Raw genomic sequence first — 18,674 nt, 5'->3', positions numbered from 1 at the left:
AGATGACTGTACACGATTCGACTCATCTATCAAATGGCCTATGCGAGGGCCTGGCTAATCCTCTATGCCGACCGGGGAGTGAAGTCGATGTCCACGAGAGAGGAGTCGAAGCCGCGCGAGCGACCGCTCCCCGGCGGTGCGGGCAGGATCGTGACCGTTGCGATCTTCTCCAGGATGAAGCGCTTGCGCGAGAGCTCCAGATCCTTCCACTCCTCGATGAGGTTCCCTCCTCGGAGCAGGTCTCGCCCTGGGTTGCTGGGCGGCGGTGCAAGCTGTCCCTCGATCTTGAGCATCAGGCCGCGGATGCGCCCCGACTCCTCCCGGACGCCCTCCTCATCGAGGATCCCTGCTGTAAAGAGGCGTGCGAGCCCGCTGTACTTCTTCCGCAGCTCGTCGAGCTCATTTTGCAGCTGGTTGCGGTCAATCGACTTGTCCTCGGCGATGTCGAACAGTGCCATGGCGTCCGGCTGGCTCAGACGCCACAGCACTTGCTCCTCGACAAAGTCGTCGACAGGCTGCGCCGTCCGCGACAGGTGCTTGTGCTTGAGGCAGGCGTACAGCCTCTTCGGCTCGAACTCCCTATACACGCCGTCCTTCCCCGTGTACGCCGAACGCTGGTAATACTGCGTGAACAGGCGCGTGTCGTCGTCGCAGCGCCCGCATCGGGCGATCCCGCTGAGCAGGTACTTCGGGTCGGTCCCCCAGTCGCGCTCGCGAAGCGGGTCGTTGAGCAGCAGCTGGACCCTGTCGCAGACGTCCGCCGTGACGATGGGGTCGAAGTCGCCCGCATAGGACTTGTCGGACATCCTCGCGCCCGCTGCCCGCTTCTTGTCGTCAGACTCCCACTTCGAGATGATCCCCTTGTACCGGGTGTTGCCGAACATCGAGCGCAGATTGTGAGTGCTCCACGGCCGGCCTCGGCTCGTCGTGAAGCCCTGGGCATTCAGGTCGCGGGCTATCTGGGCCATGCCTGTGCCGTTGAGATAGTCCTCGAACGCCTTCTTGACAGCCGCCGCCTCGTCGTCGATCTGAGTCACCCCATCGTCGTCGTAGCCAAGGATCCGCACGCGGCCGATGGGGATCCCGCGACGACGCCTTGTCTCGTTGGCGTGGATGGCTCGCTCAGACTTGCGCCGGATCTCGAACCTTGCCACCGCAGCGAGCATGGTCGAACTGAACTCGCCATCGGCGGTCGTCAGATCGATGTCGCCGTCGACGGTAGCGACCTTCGCCTTGAGGTCGATCAGCTTGACCAGGTCCTGCAAGGTCCGCAGCAGGCGGTCGAGGTCACGGGCCACGACGACGTCGAACTTGCCTGCGCGCAGGTCCTGAAGCATCGAGGCCCAGCGAGTTGTCGCGTCGCGGGCCTTCGTCGCGGAGATGCCGTCGTCAATGTACTCCGGGCCGTACTCCCAGTCGCGCGCTTCGCAGAAGGCGCGGATGCGTCGGCGCTGCGTCTCCAGGGTCAGCGACTCGTCCGAGTCGTCGTCGGACTTGGAGACGCGGAGGTACACAGCAGCAAGGGTCACGTATCTGAGCCTAACTGCATCAATGCAACAAACGTGTGAACGGCGGTGATGCTCGTGTTCAAGCGGCCAGTGCGGTCAGCCGTATGCCATGCTTGACTGGATTCCTATCGCCCCGCGCGACGCACGGACCACTGGGCCAAACTCGCGCCTGTCCAGGGAAAACCTCGTCTCGGGAGCTAGCCTCAACATCAATGTCACAAACGTATGTAGTTGGGATACTTCGCCCGGTCCTTGGATGCCTATGGCCGGGCGGGCGAACCGTGCAGGCGTTGCGCGGCTATAGGGTTGCCGGGTGTGATCAAGCGCGAGCAATTCATGAACCGCTCTTCCTACACTTGCCCAATCTGCCAGCCGAAACCCCGCAACGGCCGCTGGTAGCGGCCCGGAAATCCGTTACACGTACCTAAAACAGGTAGTACTACGCTACTCAATTCCTCCTTCCGGCTGACAGACTGCCGCCATGAAAGCCTGGGCTGTCCGGATCGCCGGACGCCACTGGTTCGGAGACGAGGGATGGGGGCGCCTGTGTACATTTCAATGGCTGACCGCACCGGCGGTAAGACGGATCCCGGCGCGGCACGCACGGAACTGCAGGCCGCCCCGGGGGTGGCCTTCCGGTTGTCGCCGGTCATCCTCTGGCTTGGAATCGTCAGCATGGTCACCGATATTTCCTCGGAGTCCGTCTCGGCCATCCTCCCGCTGTACGTCACAGGGTTCCTAGGCCTCTCCACCATCGCCTACGGCTTCATTGACGGGCTCAACCAGGGCGCCAGCGCCATCGTGCGAATTGCTGCCGGCTGGGCATCCGACCGTACCGGGCACCCGAAACGGGTGGCCATGGCCGGCTACGGCCTGTCCATGCTGGCACGGATCGGGCTCCTGTTCGTCGGCGGATTCTGGTCGCTCATCGGGGTCGTCGCCGGCGACCGCATCGGCAAGGGCATCCGCACGGCGCCGCGGGATGCCCTGATCTCGGCGGAAGCCCAGCCGGAACATCTGGCCAGATCTTTCGGTGTGCACCGGATGCTGGACAACATCGGCGCCGCAACAGGCCCGTTGCTGGCGTTCCTGGTCCTCCTGCTGATCCCGAACGGGTTCGGCACGGTTTTTGTGGTCTCGGTGGCGTTCGCCGTGATCGGCGTAGCAGTGTTGGTCTTGGTGGTGCCGGACCGGAGGACGCCGCGCGCGGCAGAGGCGCGGACAAGCGCACGTCCTGCCTTTAGATGGAGCCAGCTGAAGGAACCCGGACTCACGAGGCTTCTTGTGACGGCCGGGCTGCTGGCCTTGCTGACTGTTGGAGACGGTTTTATCTACCTCGTCCTGCAGGACCGGGACTCGTTCGCCGTGCAATGGTTCCCGCTGCTTTACGTGGGAACGAATATCATCTACCTTGTCCTGGCGGTTCCGATCGGGCGGCTTGCGGATCGCTGGGGCCGGGTCCGGGTGTTCCTCGGCGGCCACCTTTCCTTGCTGGCCTGCTATGTGCTGGCGGCGGCCCCCTTCGGAGGGATCGGTGTCACGGCGGCTTGCCTGATGCTGTTGGGGCTGTTTTACGCCGCAACCGATGGAGTGCTGGCAGCGCTCGCCAGCCGCTTGGTCAGGCCCGAGAAGGTGGCCACCAGCATCGGCGCCGCCCAGACTGTCGTCGCCCTGTGCCGGATGGCGGCGTCAGCGGGCTTCGGGATCCTTTGGTTCGCCATCGGAGCGTCTGCTGCCATGCTGACAGCCGCCGTCGTGTTGGCTGCGGTGCTGGCGGCCACGGCAGTGCTCATGGGCACGTCCCGGAAACAGGCGGCCGGCGCATGACGCCGCGCAGCCGGAAACCGGCCGCGGAACGGAGGGCTGCAATGCGGCCCACCACTCAGGGACGGACCGGCGAAACAACCGGGCAACGGTTGATGATCAGCAGGCAGCGCCTCATAACGCTGCTGGTGATCACAGTCACCGCGATCGCGGCGGCTGGAATCTATGCGGCGCTGGAATTCCAGGGTGCCAAAGCGAGCCAAGCCGCGCCGCCCCCTGTTGAAGTCACCACGTCGCAGGCCTTGCCGGTTGCACCTTTCGTTCTCTTCCGCAACACCGCCCCGGGCCAAGGCTTCGGCGAGGCTGCGACAGTACCGTTGACGGATCCGGGTGGCCCGAGGGCATTGAGCGGAATAGCCTGCGACCGCGTCTACGGCACGTCTGCGATGGCGTTTTGCCTGCAGACCAAACACGAGCTCGCTACAAACTTCCAAGCCTCGGTGTACGACAGCCACTGGAAGCAGACGGCGAGTTGGCCTCTTCCAGGCATCCCGAGCAGGGCACGGACCAATGCCGACGGTTCACTGATGGCCTCTACCGTTTTCGTGTCCGGCCACTCCTACTCCGCAGCCGGATTCTCAACGGAAACCGTCATCCGGGACCAGGCCGGGCCGGTCAGCGGAAACCTCGAAGGCTTCGCGCTGATCCTGGACGGAAACAGGATCAAGGCCACTGACAGGAACATCTGGGGCGTCACCTTCGTCCCCCGGCAGCCGGATGTCTTCTATGCCACGGCCTCCTCCCAGGGCAAAATCTGGCTCGTAAAAGGGAGCATCGCCGGGCGGACGCTGACTGTAGTCGGCTCGGGGATTGAATGTCCCTCCGTATCCCCGGACGGCACCCGCATCGCCTACAAGAAGAGTGACTCCGGCTCCCTGACCGGCCACCGCCGTATCGCCGTCCTGGACCTCGCCAGCGGCAAGGAGACCGTGCTGTCCGAGCAGCAGAGCATCGACGACCAGATTGAGTGGCTGGACAACTCCACCCTGCTATACGGCCTGCCGCGTAACGGCTCTGAAACCGACAGCGACATCTGGTCGATCCGGACCGACCCTTCCGCGGCACCCGCCCTCTTCATTGAGCACGCATGGTCTCCGTCAGTGGTCCGGTAATGCGCCCAGCCGCAGCCAATCCGGGCCATTCGGCGGGAGGGCGGTAGATTTAGGCCGTAAAGCAGCCACTGCCGCCATTGAAAGAGAACCGAAACACCTTGCACCTGAAAAGTTTGACTGTCCGGGGATTCAAGTCGTTCGCGTCGGCCACGACGTTCGACTTCGAGCCGGGAGTCACCGCCGTTGTCGGCCCCAACGGTTCGGGCAAGTCCAATGTGGTTGACGCGCTGGCCTGGGTCATGGGCGAACAAGGTGCCAAGACCCTGCGCGGCGGCAAAATGGAAGACGTCATCTTCGCGGGTACCTCGGGGCGGCCACCATTGGGCCGCGCGCACGTTGCGTTGACGATCGACAACGCCGACGGCGCCCTGCCGATCGAGTACAGCGAAGTCACCATTTCCCGCACACTGTTCCGGACCGGCGGATCCGAGTACGCCATCAACGGCTCGCCATGCCGCCTCCTGGACATCCAGGAACTGCTCTCGGATTCAGGCCTTGGCCGGGAGATGCATGTGATCGTGGGGCAGGGGCAACTCGACCGTGTCCTGCACGCCACCCCAGAGGACCGCAGGGGATTCATCGAAGAAGCGGCAGGCATCCTCAAGCACCGGCGTCGCAAGGAAAAGACCGTCCGCAAGCTGGAAGCCATGCAGGCGAACCTGCAACGCCTTGGCGACCTCACGACAGAAATCCGCCGCCAACTCACGCCGCTGGGCAAACAGGCCGAAGTCGCCCGCCGCGCCCAGACCGTGCAGTTCGACGTTCGTGACGCCAAGTCCAGGCTGTTGGCCGATGATCTCGTCCAGCTGACCCGGGCGCTGGAGAAGGACGTCGCCGACGAAGCCGCGTTGAAAGAGCGCCGCGAGGTGGTAGAAGCGGAGCTCAGCGCAGGCCGTCAACGCCAGATCCGTCTTGAGCAGCTCGCGGCTGAGGCCACACCCAAGCTCAATGCGGCCAGGGACAACTGGTACCAGCTGTCGGCAACCAGGGACCGGCTTCGCGCCTTGGGATCCCTCGCTACCGAGCGCCGCCGTCTCCTCGGTTCCTCCGATGCTGCCCCGGATTCAGGCCGCGACCCGGATCACCTGGACCGTCAGGGCGCCCGGGTCCGGCAGGAACAGGCGGAGCTGGAGCACGACATCCTGGCGAAGCAAGCAGCCCTGCTCGAGGCTACGGCAGCCAAACAGGAAGCCGAGAACCTTGCCGCGGCAGAGGACAAGCGCCTGACGGCCGTGTTGCGGGCAGCAGCCGATCGCCGTGAAGGCCTCGCGAAACTCGTAGGTCAGTTGGCCGCCGCACGATCGCGGGCCGAGGCCGCCGAGGCCGAGAGGGGCCGGCTCAGGGAATCGCTGGCAGCCGGCGAGGAACGCCGTCGCCACGCGCAAAGTGAGTTTACCGCCCTCGAGTCGCAAGTGGCCGGCGTTGAAGACGGCGAAGAAAGCCTCGACGCCGAATACGAAGACGCCAGCACCCTTCTTGACGAGATCAACGCCGAGATTGAAGCGTTGAAAGCTGCCGAACGCGATGAAATCCGCCAACGCGATTCGCTCACCGCCCGCCGTGATGCCTTGCAGCTCGGACTCAACCGCAAGGATGGCTCTTCGCGGCTTCTGTCTTCGGACCACCCTGGAATCCTGGGCTCGCTGGCCTCCCTCCTGACGGTGGAGCCCGGGTATGAGACCGCCGTGGCCGCAGCGCTTGGCAGTGCTTCCGACGCCGTCGTGGTGGCGGACGGCGCGGGAGCCGTCGCCGCGATGCAGCTGTTGAAGGACGCCGACGCCGGACGCGCCTCGCTCTTGGTGGCAGGCGCGGTCCCCTCCGCGGCTCCGGAGCCCGGCCTGCGGGAACTGCCAACGCTGCCTGACGGTGCGCGCTGGGCTGCCGAGTTGGTGGCGACTGACGCCAGCGAAGCCAGTGGCGCGGTGAACCTCCTGGCGTCCACCGCCGTCGTCGACGACTTGCATGCGGCGGCAAGCCTCATTGCCGGCAACCCGACGCTCACTGCGGTGACCCTCGAAGGCGACGTCTTCAGGGCCCTGACGGTAGACGGTGGATCGGCCACGGCGCCGTCGCTCCTTGAAGTCCAGGCCGCAGTGGACGACGCCGACACCCGGCTCCTCGAGCTCACCACCCGCCTTGAACGGGGCAAGTTCGCGCTGGCTGGAGCCGAAGCACGCCGGGCCGATGCCCAGGAACGGGCGAACGCGGCGCTCGACAAACTTCACGACTCGGACGCCCGCCTGGCGGCAGTCGCGGAACGGCTCGGCCACCTGAACTCCCAGTTGCGCAGCGCCGTCGGGGAACGCGATCGAATGGCCGAGTCCCTGGCCAAGGCCGAACTGAACATCGCCGTGGCAGAGGAATCCCTTGAGCTTGCCGCGGAACGGCTGGCCGCGGCGCAAGAAGCCCCCCAGGAAGAAGAGCCTTCCACGGAGCACCGCGATGCCTTGGCCCGGGCTGCCAGCGATGCCCGGTCCCGTGAGATGGAGGTCAGGCTGGGCTTGCGAAGTGCCGAGGAACAGCTCGCCGCGACCAGCAACCGGGCCGCATCCCTCGAACGGGCCGCCGCAAGCGAACGGCGGGCACGTGAAGAAGCCGCGCGCCGGGCCATGCGCCGCAAAGCCCAAGCCGAGCGGGCCTCCGCCGTCGCTTCCGCCGTCGAACAGGCCGTACGTTTCGTCGATGTGTCGGTGGACCTGGCTGCCCGCGCCCGCGACCTGGCCGAGGCGGTCCGGGAGCAGCGCGAAAAGGAACTCGGCGATGTCCGGAGCAGCAATGAGACGTTGGCCCAGGAACTTGCCGGACTGACGGATTCTGTTCACCGCGACGAACTCGCCCGAGCCCAGCAAAGGCTCAGGATCGAAGCGTTGGAAACCCGCGCCATCGAGGAACTCGGCTTGTCAGCGGAACAAATCGTGGCCGATTTCGGTCCGGAGCAGCCCGTTCCCGTGCCTGCCGCTTCGGTGGACAAGTGGGCCGAACTCCGAACGCCGGTGGACGAGGACGGAAACGCCATCGTCGAAGGTGTCCCCTTTGTCCGCGCCGAGCAGGAGAAACGGCTCCGCAAGGCCGAACGGGACCTCGCCGCCCTTGGCAAAGTAAACCCGTTGGCGCTCGAGGAATTTGCCGCGCTTGAGGAACGCCACCAATTCCTGAGCACGCAGTTGGAAGACCTCAAATCCAGTCGCAAAGACCTTTTGGACATCATCAAGGAAGTGGACAACCGCGTCCAGCAGGTGTTTGCTGAAGCGTTCGCCGATACTTCCAAACAGTTCGACCATGTCTTTGCGCGGCTCTTCCCGGGCGGGGAGGGCAAATTGGTGCTGACGGACCCCGATGACATGCTGACCACCGGCATCGAGGTGGAGGCAAGGCCCGCCGGGAAGAAGATCAAGCGATTGTCCTTGCTTTCCGGTGGCGAACGGTCGCTGACAGCTGTCGCGCTGCTCGTGGCGATTTTCAAGGCGCGGCCCTCGCCGTTCTATGTCATGGATGAAGTGGAAGCCGCGTTGGACGATACGAACCTGGGCAGGCTCATCACGATTTTCGAAGAGCTGCGCGAGTCCAGCCAGCTGATTGTCATTACGCACCAGAAGCGGACCATGGAGGTCGCGGACGCTCTCTACGGAGTGACAATGCGGGGCGACGGCGTGTCCACCGTCATCAGCCAAAGGCTCGGTGCCGAGGTCTAGCTTTGTGAGAAGCTAGGGGAGTGAACGATCTCCTCCCCATTATTTTGTCCATTGTCGCTGCCATCGTGGTGGTCGGAGGGCTGATTCCTGTCCTGCTCAAGGCGCGGAAGTCCTCCTCGACTTACGCTGGAACGCGCGACGCCAACGACCCCGCCGACAAGGCCCCGGCAGGCGGCGGAACGATCGTCGACGACGCCACCGGGACCGCGCCGGATCGCACGGTGCCCGGGCCCGTCGTCGAGCCCGCCGAGCTCGCCGTACCGGAGACAGACGTTCCGGACGACGCCGCAGGACTGGAACTTATCCAGGTGGAGACCCCCGCGCCTGTCGAGGGCCGCCTCAACCGGCTTCGCGCGCGATTGGTCAAATCCAACAGCATTCTCGGCAAGGGTCTCCTGGCCCTGCTTTCGAGCGACAAGATCGACGAGAACGTCTGGGACGAAGTCGAGGAAACACTGCTCCTTGCCGACCTCGGCACCGAGCCCACCATGCAGCTGGTCGATGCCCTGCGCGCACGGGTCAAGGTCCAGGGCACCCGCAGCCCCGAGGACGTCAAGGCCCTCCTGCGCGAGGAGCTCATCAAGCTCGTGGATCCCACGATGGACCGCAGCTTGAACGTGGAACGCAAGGGAGCCCACCCGGCCATCATGATCGTCGTCGGCGTCAACGGGGTGGGCAAGACCACCACCGTCGGCAAGCTCGCGCGCGTTCTCGTGGCCGAAGACAAGGACGTCCTGCTGGGCGCAGCCGACACCTTCCGCGCAGCGGCTGCCGAACAGCTTGCGACGTGGGGCCAGCGAGTCGGCGTCGCAACCGTCCGGTCGCACGTCGTCGGCGCGGACCCCGCCTCTGTCGCCTATGAAGCCGTCAAGTCCGGCATTGAGCAGGAAGTGGATGTCGTCATGATCGACACCGCCGGCCGCCTGCAAAACAAGGTCGGCCTGATGGACGAGCTCAGCAAGGTCAAGCGCGTCATCGAGAAGCTGGCCGAAGTGGACGAAGTCCTGCTGGTGCTGGATGCGACCACCGGCCAGAACGGCCTGAACCAGGCCAAGGTCTTTTCCGAAGTGGTCAACATCACGGGAATCGTGCTCACGAAGCTGGACGGCACGGCGAAGGGCGGGATCGTCGTCGCGATCCAAAAGGCCCTCGGCGTGCCGGTCAAGCTTGTCGGCCTCGGCGAAGGACCGGACGACCTCGCGCCGTTCGAGGCCGAAGCCTTCGTCGACGCCCTGCTCAACTAGGTGCATCCAGCCCAACTAAATAGCAGTTAATGTCGTTTTCAGCCCTGAAAACGACATTAACTGCGTGGGCCCACGCCGCCAGGGTTCCCTGGCCGTGGGGCCCCACTGGCGAGGGACCCTGCCTGAGCTTGCGAAGGCTGGGAGCCGGTGGGGACTTGCGAGGCGAGGGTGGCGGTGGGGATTAGTTGGGCTAGTCGATGCGCTCCGGGCCGCGCTGCATGGGCTCACGCGCAACGGACCAGCCGACGGCGGCGAGCAGGAGGATGCCGCCGGTTGCGCCGAACGCCCAGCCGTATCCGAGCCCATCGGCCAGGAGTCCGACGAGGACCGGGCCAACGATCGCTCCGGCGTCAGAGGCCATCTGGAAGACGGCCAGCACCTTGCCACCGGAGCGGCCACGACCGATGATGTCCCCGACGGCGGCCTGCTGGGCAGGGTTGAGCAAGCCGGAGCCGAAGCCCGCCGCCGCAGACGCCGCGAAAAACGCGGGAAGATTGCCCGTCAAACCGATGGCCGCGGTGGCCAGGCCGGTGACGACCAAGCCCAGCAACATCATGGGCTTGCGGCCGAAAGTGTCAGCCATACGGCCGGAGAAGGTCAGCGCCAGCGCGTTTCCGCCGGCAAACACTGCCAGCGCCCAACCCGCCGAGGCCGATCCTCCGGCCAGGACAACCACAGCGAACAATGGCACAGTGGCCATACGCACGCCGAAGGTCGCCCAGCCGTTGCTGAAACTGGAGAACAGGGCGGCCCGGTAGGCAGAGTCGCCCAGGGCCTCCTTCATCTGCATCGCCGGCCCCGCAGCGCCACCGTGGTCGGCTGCATTTGAACTGCCCGTCAGCTGCGTGCGCACAACCAAGGCCGCCAGGACCAGGGCTGCCGCGTAGGCAAGGAACGGGACGCGCAGGCCGAACCCGGCCAACAGGCCGCCGACCACAGGGCCAAGGACGCTGCCGATCAGGAAGGCGGAGGCATACGCGCCGGAGACCCGCCCACGGCTTTCCGGAGGGGCGAGCCTGATCAACAGGCCCATCGCAGCAACCGTGAACATCACGGAACCAGCCCCGCCAAGGCCCCGGAAAACGAGCAGCTGCCAATAGTTCTGGGCGAAGGCGCACGCTGCCGTCGACGCCGCCACTATGAGCAACCCTGCGATGTACACGGGACGCTCACCGAAGCGGCCCATCAGGGCACCTCCGGCCGGGGCAAACACCAAGCGCATGAAGGCGAAAATACTCACGATCACCGCGGCGGCCGTCGCTCCGACGTCGAAAGTCGTAGCGAACTGGGGCAGCACGGGTGCCACGAGGCCGAAACCCAGTGCGATGAGGAACGCTGCCGCCAACATCACCTTGATGTCCCGTGGCATTTCAGCCTTCGCGGCCCTCGCTCCTTGATTGGCGGGGGATTCGGGGCTTGCGGTCATGGCGTTGGGGTCCTCTGGGTAGTTGGAAAGCAGGGGATGTGGAACTGACGAAACATATCCGTAACAAGGGTGATATGCACCATTTACGTTCGAGAAGTTCTTGTAACAGCCCCGCAATCTAAAACCTTCGCAGGTGAAACACTGCCCCGCAAAACTCTTATGTAGAACGCAATTGCGTTGGGACAGGCGGCAAAGTCCGCAACAAAGAGCAGAGAGGACGTAGACCATGGAATTCAGCGCCGGTCTCGTTTGGCTCCTGGTCGCGTCAGCCTTCGTGCTGTTCATGACCCCGGGCCTGGCATTCTTCTATGGCGGCATGACCCGTGCCAAGGCCGCCCTGAACATGATGATGATGAGCTTCATCGCCATCGGCACAGTGACCATCGTCTGGGTCTTGTGGGGCGCATCGATGTCCACGAGCAACACGGACAACTTCTTCCAGCTCTTCGCAAACCCGTTCAGCCACTTCGGTCTGCACAACTTCACGGATCCCGCTGACCTCCTCAAGGTAGGCTACGCCGCCACCTTCGCGATCATCACCGTGGCCCTCATCTCCGGTGCCATCGCGGACCGTGCCAAGTTCTCGGCCTGGACGCTCTTCACCCCGATCTGGGCAACCCTTGTCTACGCACCCATGGCCTACATGGTCTGGGGCGGCGGCCTCTTCTCCAAGGACGGCTGGTTCGGCCAGACTTTCGCTCCGGTCATCGACTTCGCCGGTGGCACCGTGGTGCACATCAACGCTGGTGTGGCTGGCCTGATCCTCGTCCTGATCATCGGCAACCGCAAGGGCTTCGGCAAGGACCCGAACCACCGCCCGCACAACGTGCCCCTGGTCATGCTCGGTGCCGCCATCCTCTGGTTCGGCTGGTTCGGCTTCAACGCCGGTGCAGCAGCAACCGTGGAGCAGGCGGGCCTCATCTGGATCAACACCCTCGCTGCTCCGGCAGCGGCCATGCTCGGCTGGCTTATCGTGGAGCGCATCCGTGACGGCCACCCCACCTCCCTCGGTGCCGCTTCGGGTGTCGTTGCCGGCCTGGTTGCCATCACCCCGGCTTGTGCCAACGTTTCTCCCCTCGGCGCCATCGCACTCGGCGTCGCAGCCGGCGTTGCCTCGGCCCTCGCGGTCGGCCTGAAGTTCAAGCTTGGCTACGATGACTCCCTGGATGTCGTCGGCGTGCACCTGGTGTCCGGCATCATCGGCACGGTGGCCATCGGCTTCCTCGCCACCCCGACCCAGGGTGCTGCAGGCCTGTTCTATGGCGGAGGTACCACCCAGCTGGTTGCACAGTCCCTTGCAGCGCTTTGCTCGATCGTCTTCACGGGCATCATGACGTTCATCATCGCCTACCCGATCCACAAGCTCATGGGCTTCCGCATCTCCGAACGCCAGGAGATCGCCGGCGCAGACCTCAGCCTGCACGCCGAGACGGCATACGAGTTCGGCGTTGGCGGCCACGGCGGAAGCTTCCAGCCCTTGCACGACCTCATCACCGGCAAGTCATCGTCCGAAACAGCTGACGAAGCATCCGTATCAGGCAAGGAGAGTGTCCAGGCATGAAACTCATCACGGCGATCGTCCGCCCGGAGAAGCTCGACGCCATCCGAGAGGGGCTCGAAGCATACGGGGTACAGGGACTGACGGTCAGCGCGGCCAGCGGCTACGGCCGGCAGCGCGGCTACACCGAGGTGTACCGCGGGGCCGAGTACAACGTGGATCTGCTTCCTAAGATCCGCGTGGAGGTCCTGGCCACGGATGAGCAGGCAGACGACATCCTCGATGTCCTGATTGCTTCTTCCAACACCGGCCGCGCCGGTGACGGCAAAGTCTGGACCGTGGACGTCTACGAAGCCGTCCGTGTCCGCACGGGCGAGCGAGGCGCAGCAGCCATCTAAGGCACCAACGCAAAGGAGGGGCCGGGTACCTGGAAAGGTACCCGGCCCCTCTTGCGTGTGCGCGCTTCCGAAGGAGCGCGGCCAGCTGGCTAAACCCCGACGGCGGTGGGCCAGTCTGCGGGACCGGGCCCGCCGGCGTCGTACTCTTCGAGCGGCACGGAATCCTTGGCCCAGGCCTTGATTACGGGCTCGATGATCCGCCAGCAGTCGACGGCGGTGTCGCCGCGGACCGAGAGCAGCGGATCTCCGGTAATGACGCCCTCCAACACTTCTCCGTAGGGCAGCAGATCGGAGGCATTAAGTTCTGCGTTGAGCGTCACGCGATCCAGCGTGAAGATGTTTCCTGGACCGTTGACGTCGACGTCGATCTGCAGGGTGTCCGGACCGAACCCGATGCGGAGCTGGTTGGGCGAGTCCACGCCCTCGAACCCGGACGGCAGGTGTGGGACGGGCCGGAAGGTGACGATGGCCTCTTTCCGCGCGACACCCAGCGCCTTTCCCGAGCGCAGGATGAAGGGGACGCCTTTCCAGCGCCAGTTATCGATTCCCACTTCGACTTCCGCGAGCGTCTCCGTTTCCCGTGCAGGGTCCACGCCCGCCTCCGCGACATAGTCCGGCACGTCCCGATCGCCGATCCGGCCAGCTGTGTACCGCGCCCGCCGAGTGGACTTCTTATACGGTGCGGTGATGCTGCTCGCTCGCAGTACCGTTGAAATCGCGTCGCGGAGATCGCGCTCGCCGATGCTGGAGGGGGCATCGATGGCCAGCAGCGCCATGATGTGGAGCAAATGGCTCTGGATCATGTCCTTGAGGGCGCCGGCTCCGTCGTAGTAGCGTGCGCGCCCTTCGAGTGCGAGGTCTTCATCGAAGATGATCTCCACCTTCTCGATATGGTCCCGGTTCCACACCGGCTCCAGGAACCTGTTGGCGAAGCGGAGTCCCAGGATGTTGAACACGGTGGCCTTGCCCAGGAAGTGGTCCACGCGGTGGATGTGGTCCTCGGGGACCAAAGCGGCGAGGGTCTTGTTGAGTTCCCTGGCGGATTCGGAACTGGATCCGAAGGGTTTCTCCATCACCAGGCTTGTTCCGGGAGGAAGCTGCTGGGCGGTGAGGACCTCGCAGGCCTTCTGGCTGATATGCGGTGGCAAAGCGAAGTAGACGGCGATTGGTGCTTCGAGCGCGGCCAGGAGCGTCGCGAGCCGGCCCTCCGCAGTGACATCCACTTGATGGTATTCGGTACTTTTCTCCAGGGCCGCGATTGCTTTCCTGCCCGCGGCACCTGCACCCTTGGCGGCCTCCTCGAAGGCACCGCCCACACGTTTGGTCCACTGTTCGGGCGTCCACGGGTCGGAGCCGGCTCCAACAAGCTTCAGGCCGTTCGCAAGGCCGCCGGCCACGAGCCTGGCAAGGCCCGGCAACAGCAATCGGCCCGTCAGATCTCCGGAGGCGCCTAGGATGAGCAACGTATTTACTGTTGTTTTGCTGGTCACTGTGCCAGCATGCCATCTTGCAGGCGCGTCTTGGTACCCTAGATAGTCGAGTCCCTCAGTTGAGTCAGATTTGTTTGGGGCAGGAATCGTCAAGATATTGGTGCGTCGGAACGGCCGCCATTCGTAGACCATTGAAAGAAGTGCACGGCGCGTGTTCAATTCACTCTCTGACCGGTTGACAGCAACCTTCAAGAATCTCCGTGGCAAGGGCCGCCTCACCGAGGCCGACGTCGACGCCACCGTCCGCGAGATCCGGCGTGCCCTTTTGGACGCCGACGTTGCCGTGCCCGTGGTCCGCGAGTTCACCGGCCGCATCCGTGAACGTGCCCTGGGCGCTGAGGTTTCCGCGGCCCTGAACCCGAGCCAGCAGATCGTGAAGATCGTCAACGAGGAGCTCCAGGAGATCCTCGGCGGCGAGACTCGTCGTATCCGCTTGGCGAAGACCGGCCCCACCATCATCATGCTCGCCGGCTTGCAGGGTGCGGGTAAGACCACCCTCGCCGGCAAGCTTGCCAAGTGGCTCAAGGCCCAAGGTCACAGCCCCGTGCTCGTTGCCGCCGACCTCCAGCGTCCCAACGCCGTAACGCAGCTCCAGATTGTCGGCGAACGCGCCGGCGTACCTGTGTTTGCTCCGCACCCCGGCACCACCTCGGATCTGGATGTTCCCACGGGCGACCCGGTCGCCGTCGCCCGCGCCGGCGTCGACGAAGCCCGCCAGAAGCTGCACGACGTCGTGATCGTGGACACCGCGGGACGCCTCGGCGTCGACGCCGAAATGATGGACCAGGCGCGCCGTATCCGCCAGGCGATCATCCCGAACGAAGTGCTGTTCGTGATCGACTCCATGATCGGCCAGGACGCCGTCAACACGGCGGTTGCCTTCGATGAAGGCGTCAACTTCACGGGTGTCGTGCTGTCGAAGCTCGACGGCGACGCCCGCGGTGGTGCGGCCCTGTCGGTCGCGTCGGTCACCGGGAAGCCGGTCATGTTCGCGTCTACCGGCGAAGGACTCGACGACTTCGAACTGTTCCACCCGGACCGCATGGCGTCCCGCATCCTCGACATGGGCGACGTTCTCACCCTGATCGAGCAGGCCGAGAAGAACTGGGACAAGGACGAAGCTGCCCGGATGGCGAAGAAGTTCGCCGACCAGGAAGACTTCACCCTGGACGACTTCCTCGCCCAGATGCAGCAGATCCGCAACATGGGCTCCATGAAGAAGATGCTCATGATGATGCCGGGTGCGCAGAACATCCGCCAGCAGCTGGAGCAGTTCGACGAGCGCGAAATCGATCGCGTGGAGGCGATTGTCCGCTCCATGACCCCGCACGAGCGTCTGGCTCCGAAGATCATCAACGGTTCCCGTCGCGCCCGTATCGCCCGTGGTTCCGGCGTGCACGTTTCCGAGGTCAACGGCCTCCTGGAGCGTTTCGCGCAGGCACAGAAGATGATGAAGAAGCTGGCCCAGGGCGGAGGCATGCCCGGGATGCCTGGCATGCCCGGCCTCGGTGGCGGTTCCCGCAAGGCAAGCAAGAGCGCGCCCAAGAAGAAGGCCCGTTCCGGAAACCCCGCCAAGGCGGCCCAGGAACTGCGCGACGCCGAGAACAAGCGGGCGAACGCCGTTCGCACCGGGGCGGCATTCGGCCAGCCTTCCGGCGACTTCGACCCCTCGCAGCTGAACCTGCCCAAGGGCTTCGATAAGTTCCTCGGCAAGTAGCGCTCCCGCCGGAGGTTGTCGGCCCCGTGCCATAGGCTGGGGGGATGCAAAAGCAGCGCGTCGTGTTCGTCCATGGAGCAGGCACATTCGGCGCTGCCGCGTGGCCGAAACAGCATGGCATGGCGCTGGCATACGATGCACTGTTCCTGAAACGCCACGGCTTTGATGCGCAGGCCGAGCCTTTGGAATCCGATGTTGCAGCCGATGTGGAGATTATCCTCGAGTGCCTCGGAGCTCGGGAGGCCGCTTCGGCGGCCGGCCCCGCGCGTGGAGGCCATGTCGTGGCGCATTCCCAAGGCGCGATTTCCGCCATGCTGGCTGCGGTGGAGAGGCCGGACCTGGTCCGCTCCCTCGTGCTGGTTGAACCGGCGTGCCTTTCCTTGACTGCTGAATTGCCCGCCACCGCGGCTTACCGGGCACTGATGGAGCCCTTGTTCGCGATCCGGCGCGAACTCAGCGACGACGATTACCAACGTGAATTCGTCCGCCGGGCGTTTTCCTCGGAGGCTGCAGTCCTCAGCACTCCGGAGGCCAGGCGTACCGCGCGACGCCTGCGGCTCCAAGCGCCGCCGTGGGAAGCGCCCCTGCACATTGTGCCGGGCGTTCCCACGCTTGTCCTGACCGGTGGTTGGGAACCCCTGTACGAAGAGATCGCCGGCTACCTGCAGGAAACCGGTGCCCTCCACCGCGTTGCGGCTGGAGGACACCGGCCTCATGACTCAGTTGAAGGAGACCGGATGATCCGCTCCTTCATCGCGGATGTCAGCCGCGCCGGGTCAGTCCAAGCTTCCTGATCAGTTCAGGCTTCCTGACGTCGCCTCACGTTTTCCTGCGGGAACCTCGAGTTCGGGCAGGTAGACCTTTCCGCCGGATGCCAGGAACTCCTCGCTCTTTTCGCGCATCCCGCTGTACATTTCCGCGATGGCTGCCTGGGAATCCGCGGAGCCGTATTCGTCGCGGATGTCCTGGCTGATGCGCATGGAGCAGAATTTCGGGCCACACATGGAGCAGAAATGCGCCGTCTTGGCCGGTTCGGCGGGGAGGGTCTCGTCGTGGAACGCTTCGGCCGTGACTGGATCCAATGACAGGGCGAACTGGTCACGCCAGCGGAACTCGAAGCGGGCCTTGGAGAGGGCATCGTCGCGTTCGTGGGCGCCCGGGTGTCCCTTGGCAAGGTCCGCGGCGTGGGCGGCGATCTTGTACGTGATCACGCCGGTCTTGACGTCGTCCTTGTTTGGCAGGCCCAGGTGTTCCTTCGGGGTGACGTAGCAGAGCATCGCGGTTCCGTAGCGTGCGATCTCCGTGGCGCCGATGGCCGAGGTGATGTGGTCGTAGCCCGGAGCGACGTCGGTGACCAGGGGACCCAAGGTGTAGAACGGAGCGCCCTTGCAAAGCTCCTGCTGGCGCTCCACGTTTTCCCGCACCAAGTGGAAGGGAACGTGGCCGGGTCCTTCCACCATGACCTGGACGTCGAATTCCCACGCCCGCTGCGTCAGCTCGGCCAGGGTGTCGAGCTCGGCGAACTGCGCGGCGTCGTTGGCGTCCGCCGTCGCTCCCGGGCGCAAGCCGTCGCCGAGGGAGAACGCGACGTCGTACTTGGCGAAAATTTCGCAGAGCTCGTCGAAGTGGGTGTAGAGGAAGTTTTCCTCGTGGTGGGCCAGGCACCAGCCCGCCATGATGGAGCCGCCGCGGGAGACGATGCCCGTGACGCGGTTGGCGGTGAGCGGCACGTAGCGCAGCAACACGCCGGCGTGGATGGTCATGTAGTCCACGCCCTGCTCGCACTGTTCAATGACAGTGTCGCGGAAGATTTCCCACGTGAGCTTGTTCGCTTCGCCGTTGACTTTCTCGAGGGCCTGGTAAATGGGCACGGTGCCGATCGGCACGGGGGAGTTGCGGATGATCCACTCACGGGTGGTGTGGATGTCGTCGCCCGTGGACAGGTCCATGACCGTGTCGGCGCCCCATTGCGTTGCCCACTGCAACTTGTCCACTTCCTCGGCGATGGAACTGGTGACGGCCGAGTTGCCGATATTGGCATTGATCTTCACCAGGAACGCCTTGCCGATGATCATCGGTTCGGATTCGGGGTGGTTGATGTTGTTGGGGATGATGGCCCGGCCTGCGGCGACTTCGCTGCGGACCAGTTCAACATCGCAGTTTTCGCGTAGTGCCACGAACTGCATTTCGGGCGTCACGATGCCCTGCTTGGCATAGTGCATCTGTGTCACGGTCTTGCCGTCGACGGCGCGGCGGGGCACCGGCTGTGCGCCCTTCCACTCCGCGGAGGCGGCGCCGCGGCGCACGGCAGACTTGCCGTCGTCGAGAAGGTTCCGTTCGCGGCCGCTGTAGGCCTCGGTGTCGCCGCGGGCTTCGATCCACCCGCTGCGGAACGGTTCGAGGCCCACCACGGGATCACTACCGGGTCCTTCGGTGCGGTACACCTGGAATGGCGCGTTGGCCTCGCCGTTCGGGGACGGTTCCAGGGCTATTTCAGTCACTGGAACCCGGATTCCCGTTTCGGCATCTTCAAGGAACGAGAGGGAATGCGACTTGAGGGACTGTGTCACCTCTTGGGCCGATCCGTTTTGGGTAGGGCTCAGCTGTGTTTCTTTGGTGCTCAAAGGATTACTCACTTCCTTCGCCGGCATTACCCGGACAGGTTCAACGGTCGCAGGCTGCGTCAGCCCGATCTCAGCCCTTGCAAGGGCCCCCGTGTGGTCGTAGACGAAGCTACCACAGCTGAGAGTTCCAGAGACAGATGT

The 18,674-nt window shown here is 64.6% G+C and carries 12 protein-coding genes, 1 pseudogene and 1 riboswitch; of the genes and pseudogenes, 9 read left to right on the top strand and 4 right to left on the bottom strand.

The window, feature by feature from the left end; translation table 11 throughout:
* Nucleotides 1-62: 62 nt before the first annotated feature.
* Complete coding sequence (locus AC1DJW_RS13850) at nt 63-1,529, bottom strand: recombinase family protein (RefSeq protein ID WP_476901669.1); 1,467 nt, start codon at nt 1,527-1,529, stop codon at nt 63-65.
* 213 nt (nt 1,530-1,742) lie between these two features.
* Between AC1DJW_RS13850 and AC1DJW_RS13845 the strand changes: the two are divergent.
* The 5 genes and pseudogenes from AC1DJW_RS13845 to ftsY all read left to right on the top strand — a co-directional run.
* A pseudogene (locus AC1DJW_RS13845) lies at nt 1,743-1,907 on the top strand (bifunctional DNA-formamidopyrimidine glycosylase/DNA-(apurinic or apyrimidinic site) lyase); the annotation flags it as partial.
* A gap of 147 nt (nt 1,908-2,054) precedes the next feature.
* Nucleotides 2,055-3,335 (top strand): MFS transporter, encoded by a 1,281-nt coding sequence (locus AC1DJW_RS13840; RefSeq protein WP_476901668.1) that lies wholly within the window; start codon nt 2,055-2,057, stop codon nt 3,333-3,335.
* A 41-nt stretch (nt 3,336-3,376) separates the two neighbouring features.
* Nucleotides 3,377-4,444, top strand: coding sequence for a hypothetical protein (locus AC1DJW_RS13835; RefSeq protein WP_459341971.1), 1,068 nt, complete (start codon nt 3,377-3,379; stop codon nt 4,442-4,444).
* Between the two features lie 98 nt (nt 4,445-4,542).
* Entirely contained in the window at nt 4,543-8,136 is a 3,594-nt protein-coding gene (gene smc / locus AC1DJW_RS13830; RefSeq protein WP_476901667.1) for a chromosome segregation protein SMC, read from the top strand.
* Nucleotides 8,137-8,156: 20 nt separating this feature from the next.
* Nucleotides 8,157-9,380: a signal recognition particle-docking protein FtsY gene (gene ftsY, locus AC1DJW_RS13825; RefSeq protein WP_390283110.1), complete on the top strand. Its 1,224-nt coding sequence runs from the start codon at nt 8,157-8,159 to the stop codon at nt 9,378-9,380.
* 190 nt (nt 9,381-9,570) lie between these two features.
* Here the strand turns inward: ftsY and AC1DJW_RS13820 are convergent, their stop codons facing one another.
* Nucleotides 9,571-10,806, bottom strand: coding sequence for an MFS transporter (locus AC1DJW_RS13820; RefSeq protein ID WP_476901666.1), 1,236 nt, complete (start codon nt 10,804-10,806; stop codon nt 9,571-9,573).
* A gap of 226 nt (nt 10,807-11,032) precedes the next feature.
* Between AC1DJW_RS13820 and AC1DJW_RS13815 the strand changes: the two genes are divergently transcribed.
* A complete protein-coding gene (locus AC1DJW_RS13815) occupies nt 11,033-12,367 on the top strand; it encodes an ammonium transporter (RefSeq protein WP_284751132.1) in 1,335 nt (444 codons plus the stop codon).
* Entirely contained in the window at nt 12,364-12,702 is a 339-nt protein-coding gene (locus AC1DJW_RS13810) for a P-II family nitrogen regulator (protein ID WP_028264639.1), read from the top strand. The genes AC1DJW_RS13815 and AC1DJW_RS13810 overlap by 4 nt, the downstream gene beginning before the upstream one ends.
* 89 nt (nt 12,703-12,791) lie before the next feature.
* Here AC1DJW_RS13810 and AC1DJW_RS13805 read toward each other — a convergent pair whose 3' ends face one another.
* Entirely contained in the window at nt 12,792-14,192 is a 1,401-nt protein-coding gene (locus tag AC1DJW_RS13805) for a glucose-6-phosphate dehydrogenase (RefSeq protein WP_476901665.1), read from the bottom strand.
* 151 nt (nt 14,193-14,343) lie between these two features.
* Between AC1DJW_RS13805 and ffh the strand changes: the two genes are divergently transcribed.
* Complete coding sequence (ffh, locus tag AC1DJW_RS13800) at nt 14,344-15,909, top strand: signal recognition particle protein (RefSeq protein ID WP_284751130.1); 1,566 nt, start codon at nt 14,344-14,346, stop codon at nt 15,907-15,909.
* A gap of 44 nt (nt 15,910-15,953) precedes the next feature.
* Nucleotides 15,954-16,703 (top strand): alpha/beta fold hydrolase, encoded by a 750-nt coding sequence (locus AC1DJW_RS13795; protein WP_459341967.1) that lies wholly within the window; start codon nt 15,954-15,956, stop codon nt 16,701-16,703.
* Here AC1DJW_RS13795 and thiC read toward each other — a convergent pair whose 3' ends face one another.
* Entirely contained in the window at nt 16,704-18,533 is a 1,830-nt protein-coding gene (gene thiC / locus AC1DJW_RS13790) for a phosphomethylpyrimidine synthase ThiC (RefSeq protein ID WP_476901664.1), read from the bottom strand.
* Nucleotides 18,529-18,636, bottom strand: a riboswitch (TPP riboswitch). (Overlaps the previous gene by 5 nt.)
* Nucleotides 18,637-18,674: the final 38 nt, after the last annotated feature.

The sequence above is a fragment of the Arthrobacter sp. 05L417 genome, from assembly GCF_056397865.1.
This window is presented reverse-complemented; position numbering and strand designations above follow the sequence as displayed.

Coding starts and splice junctions, on each gene's coding strand:
- AC1DJW_RS13835 (WP_459341971.1), top strand. CDS start 3,377: ATGCGGCCCACCACTCAGGGACGGACCGGCGAAACAACCGGGCAACGG.
- AC1DJW_RS13820 (WP_476901666.1), bottom strand. CDS start 10,806: ATGACCGCAAGCCCCGAATCCCCCGCCAATCAAGGAGCGAGGGCCGCG.
- AC1DJW_RS13815 (WP_284751132.1), top strand. CDS start 11,033: ATGGAATTCAGCGCCGGTCTCGTTTGGCTCCTGGTCGCGTCAGCCTTC.
- AC1DJW_RS13810 (WP_028264639.1), top strand. CDS start 12,364: ATGAAACTCATCACGGCGATCGTCCGCCCGGAGAAGCTCGACGCCATC.
- AC1DJW_RS13795 (WP_459341967.1), top strand. CDS start 15,954: ATGCAAAAGCAGCGCGTCGTGTTCGTCCATGGAGCAGGCACATTCGGC.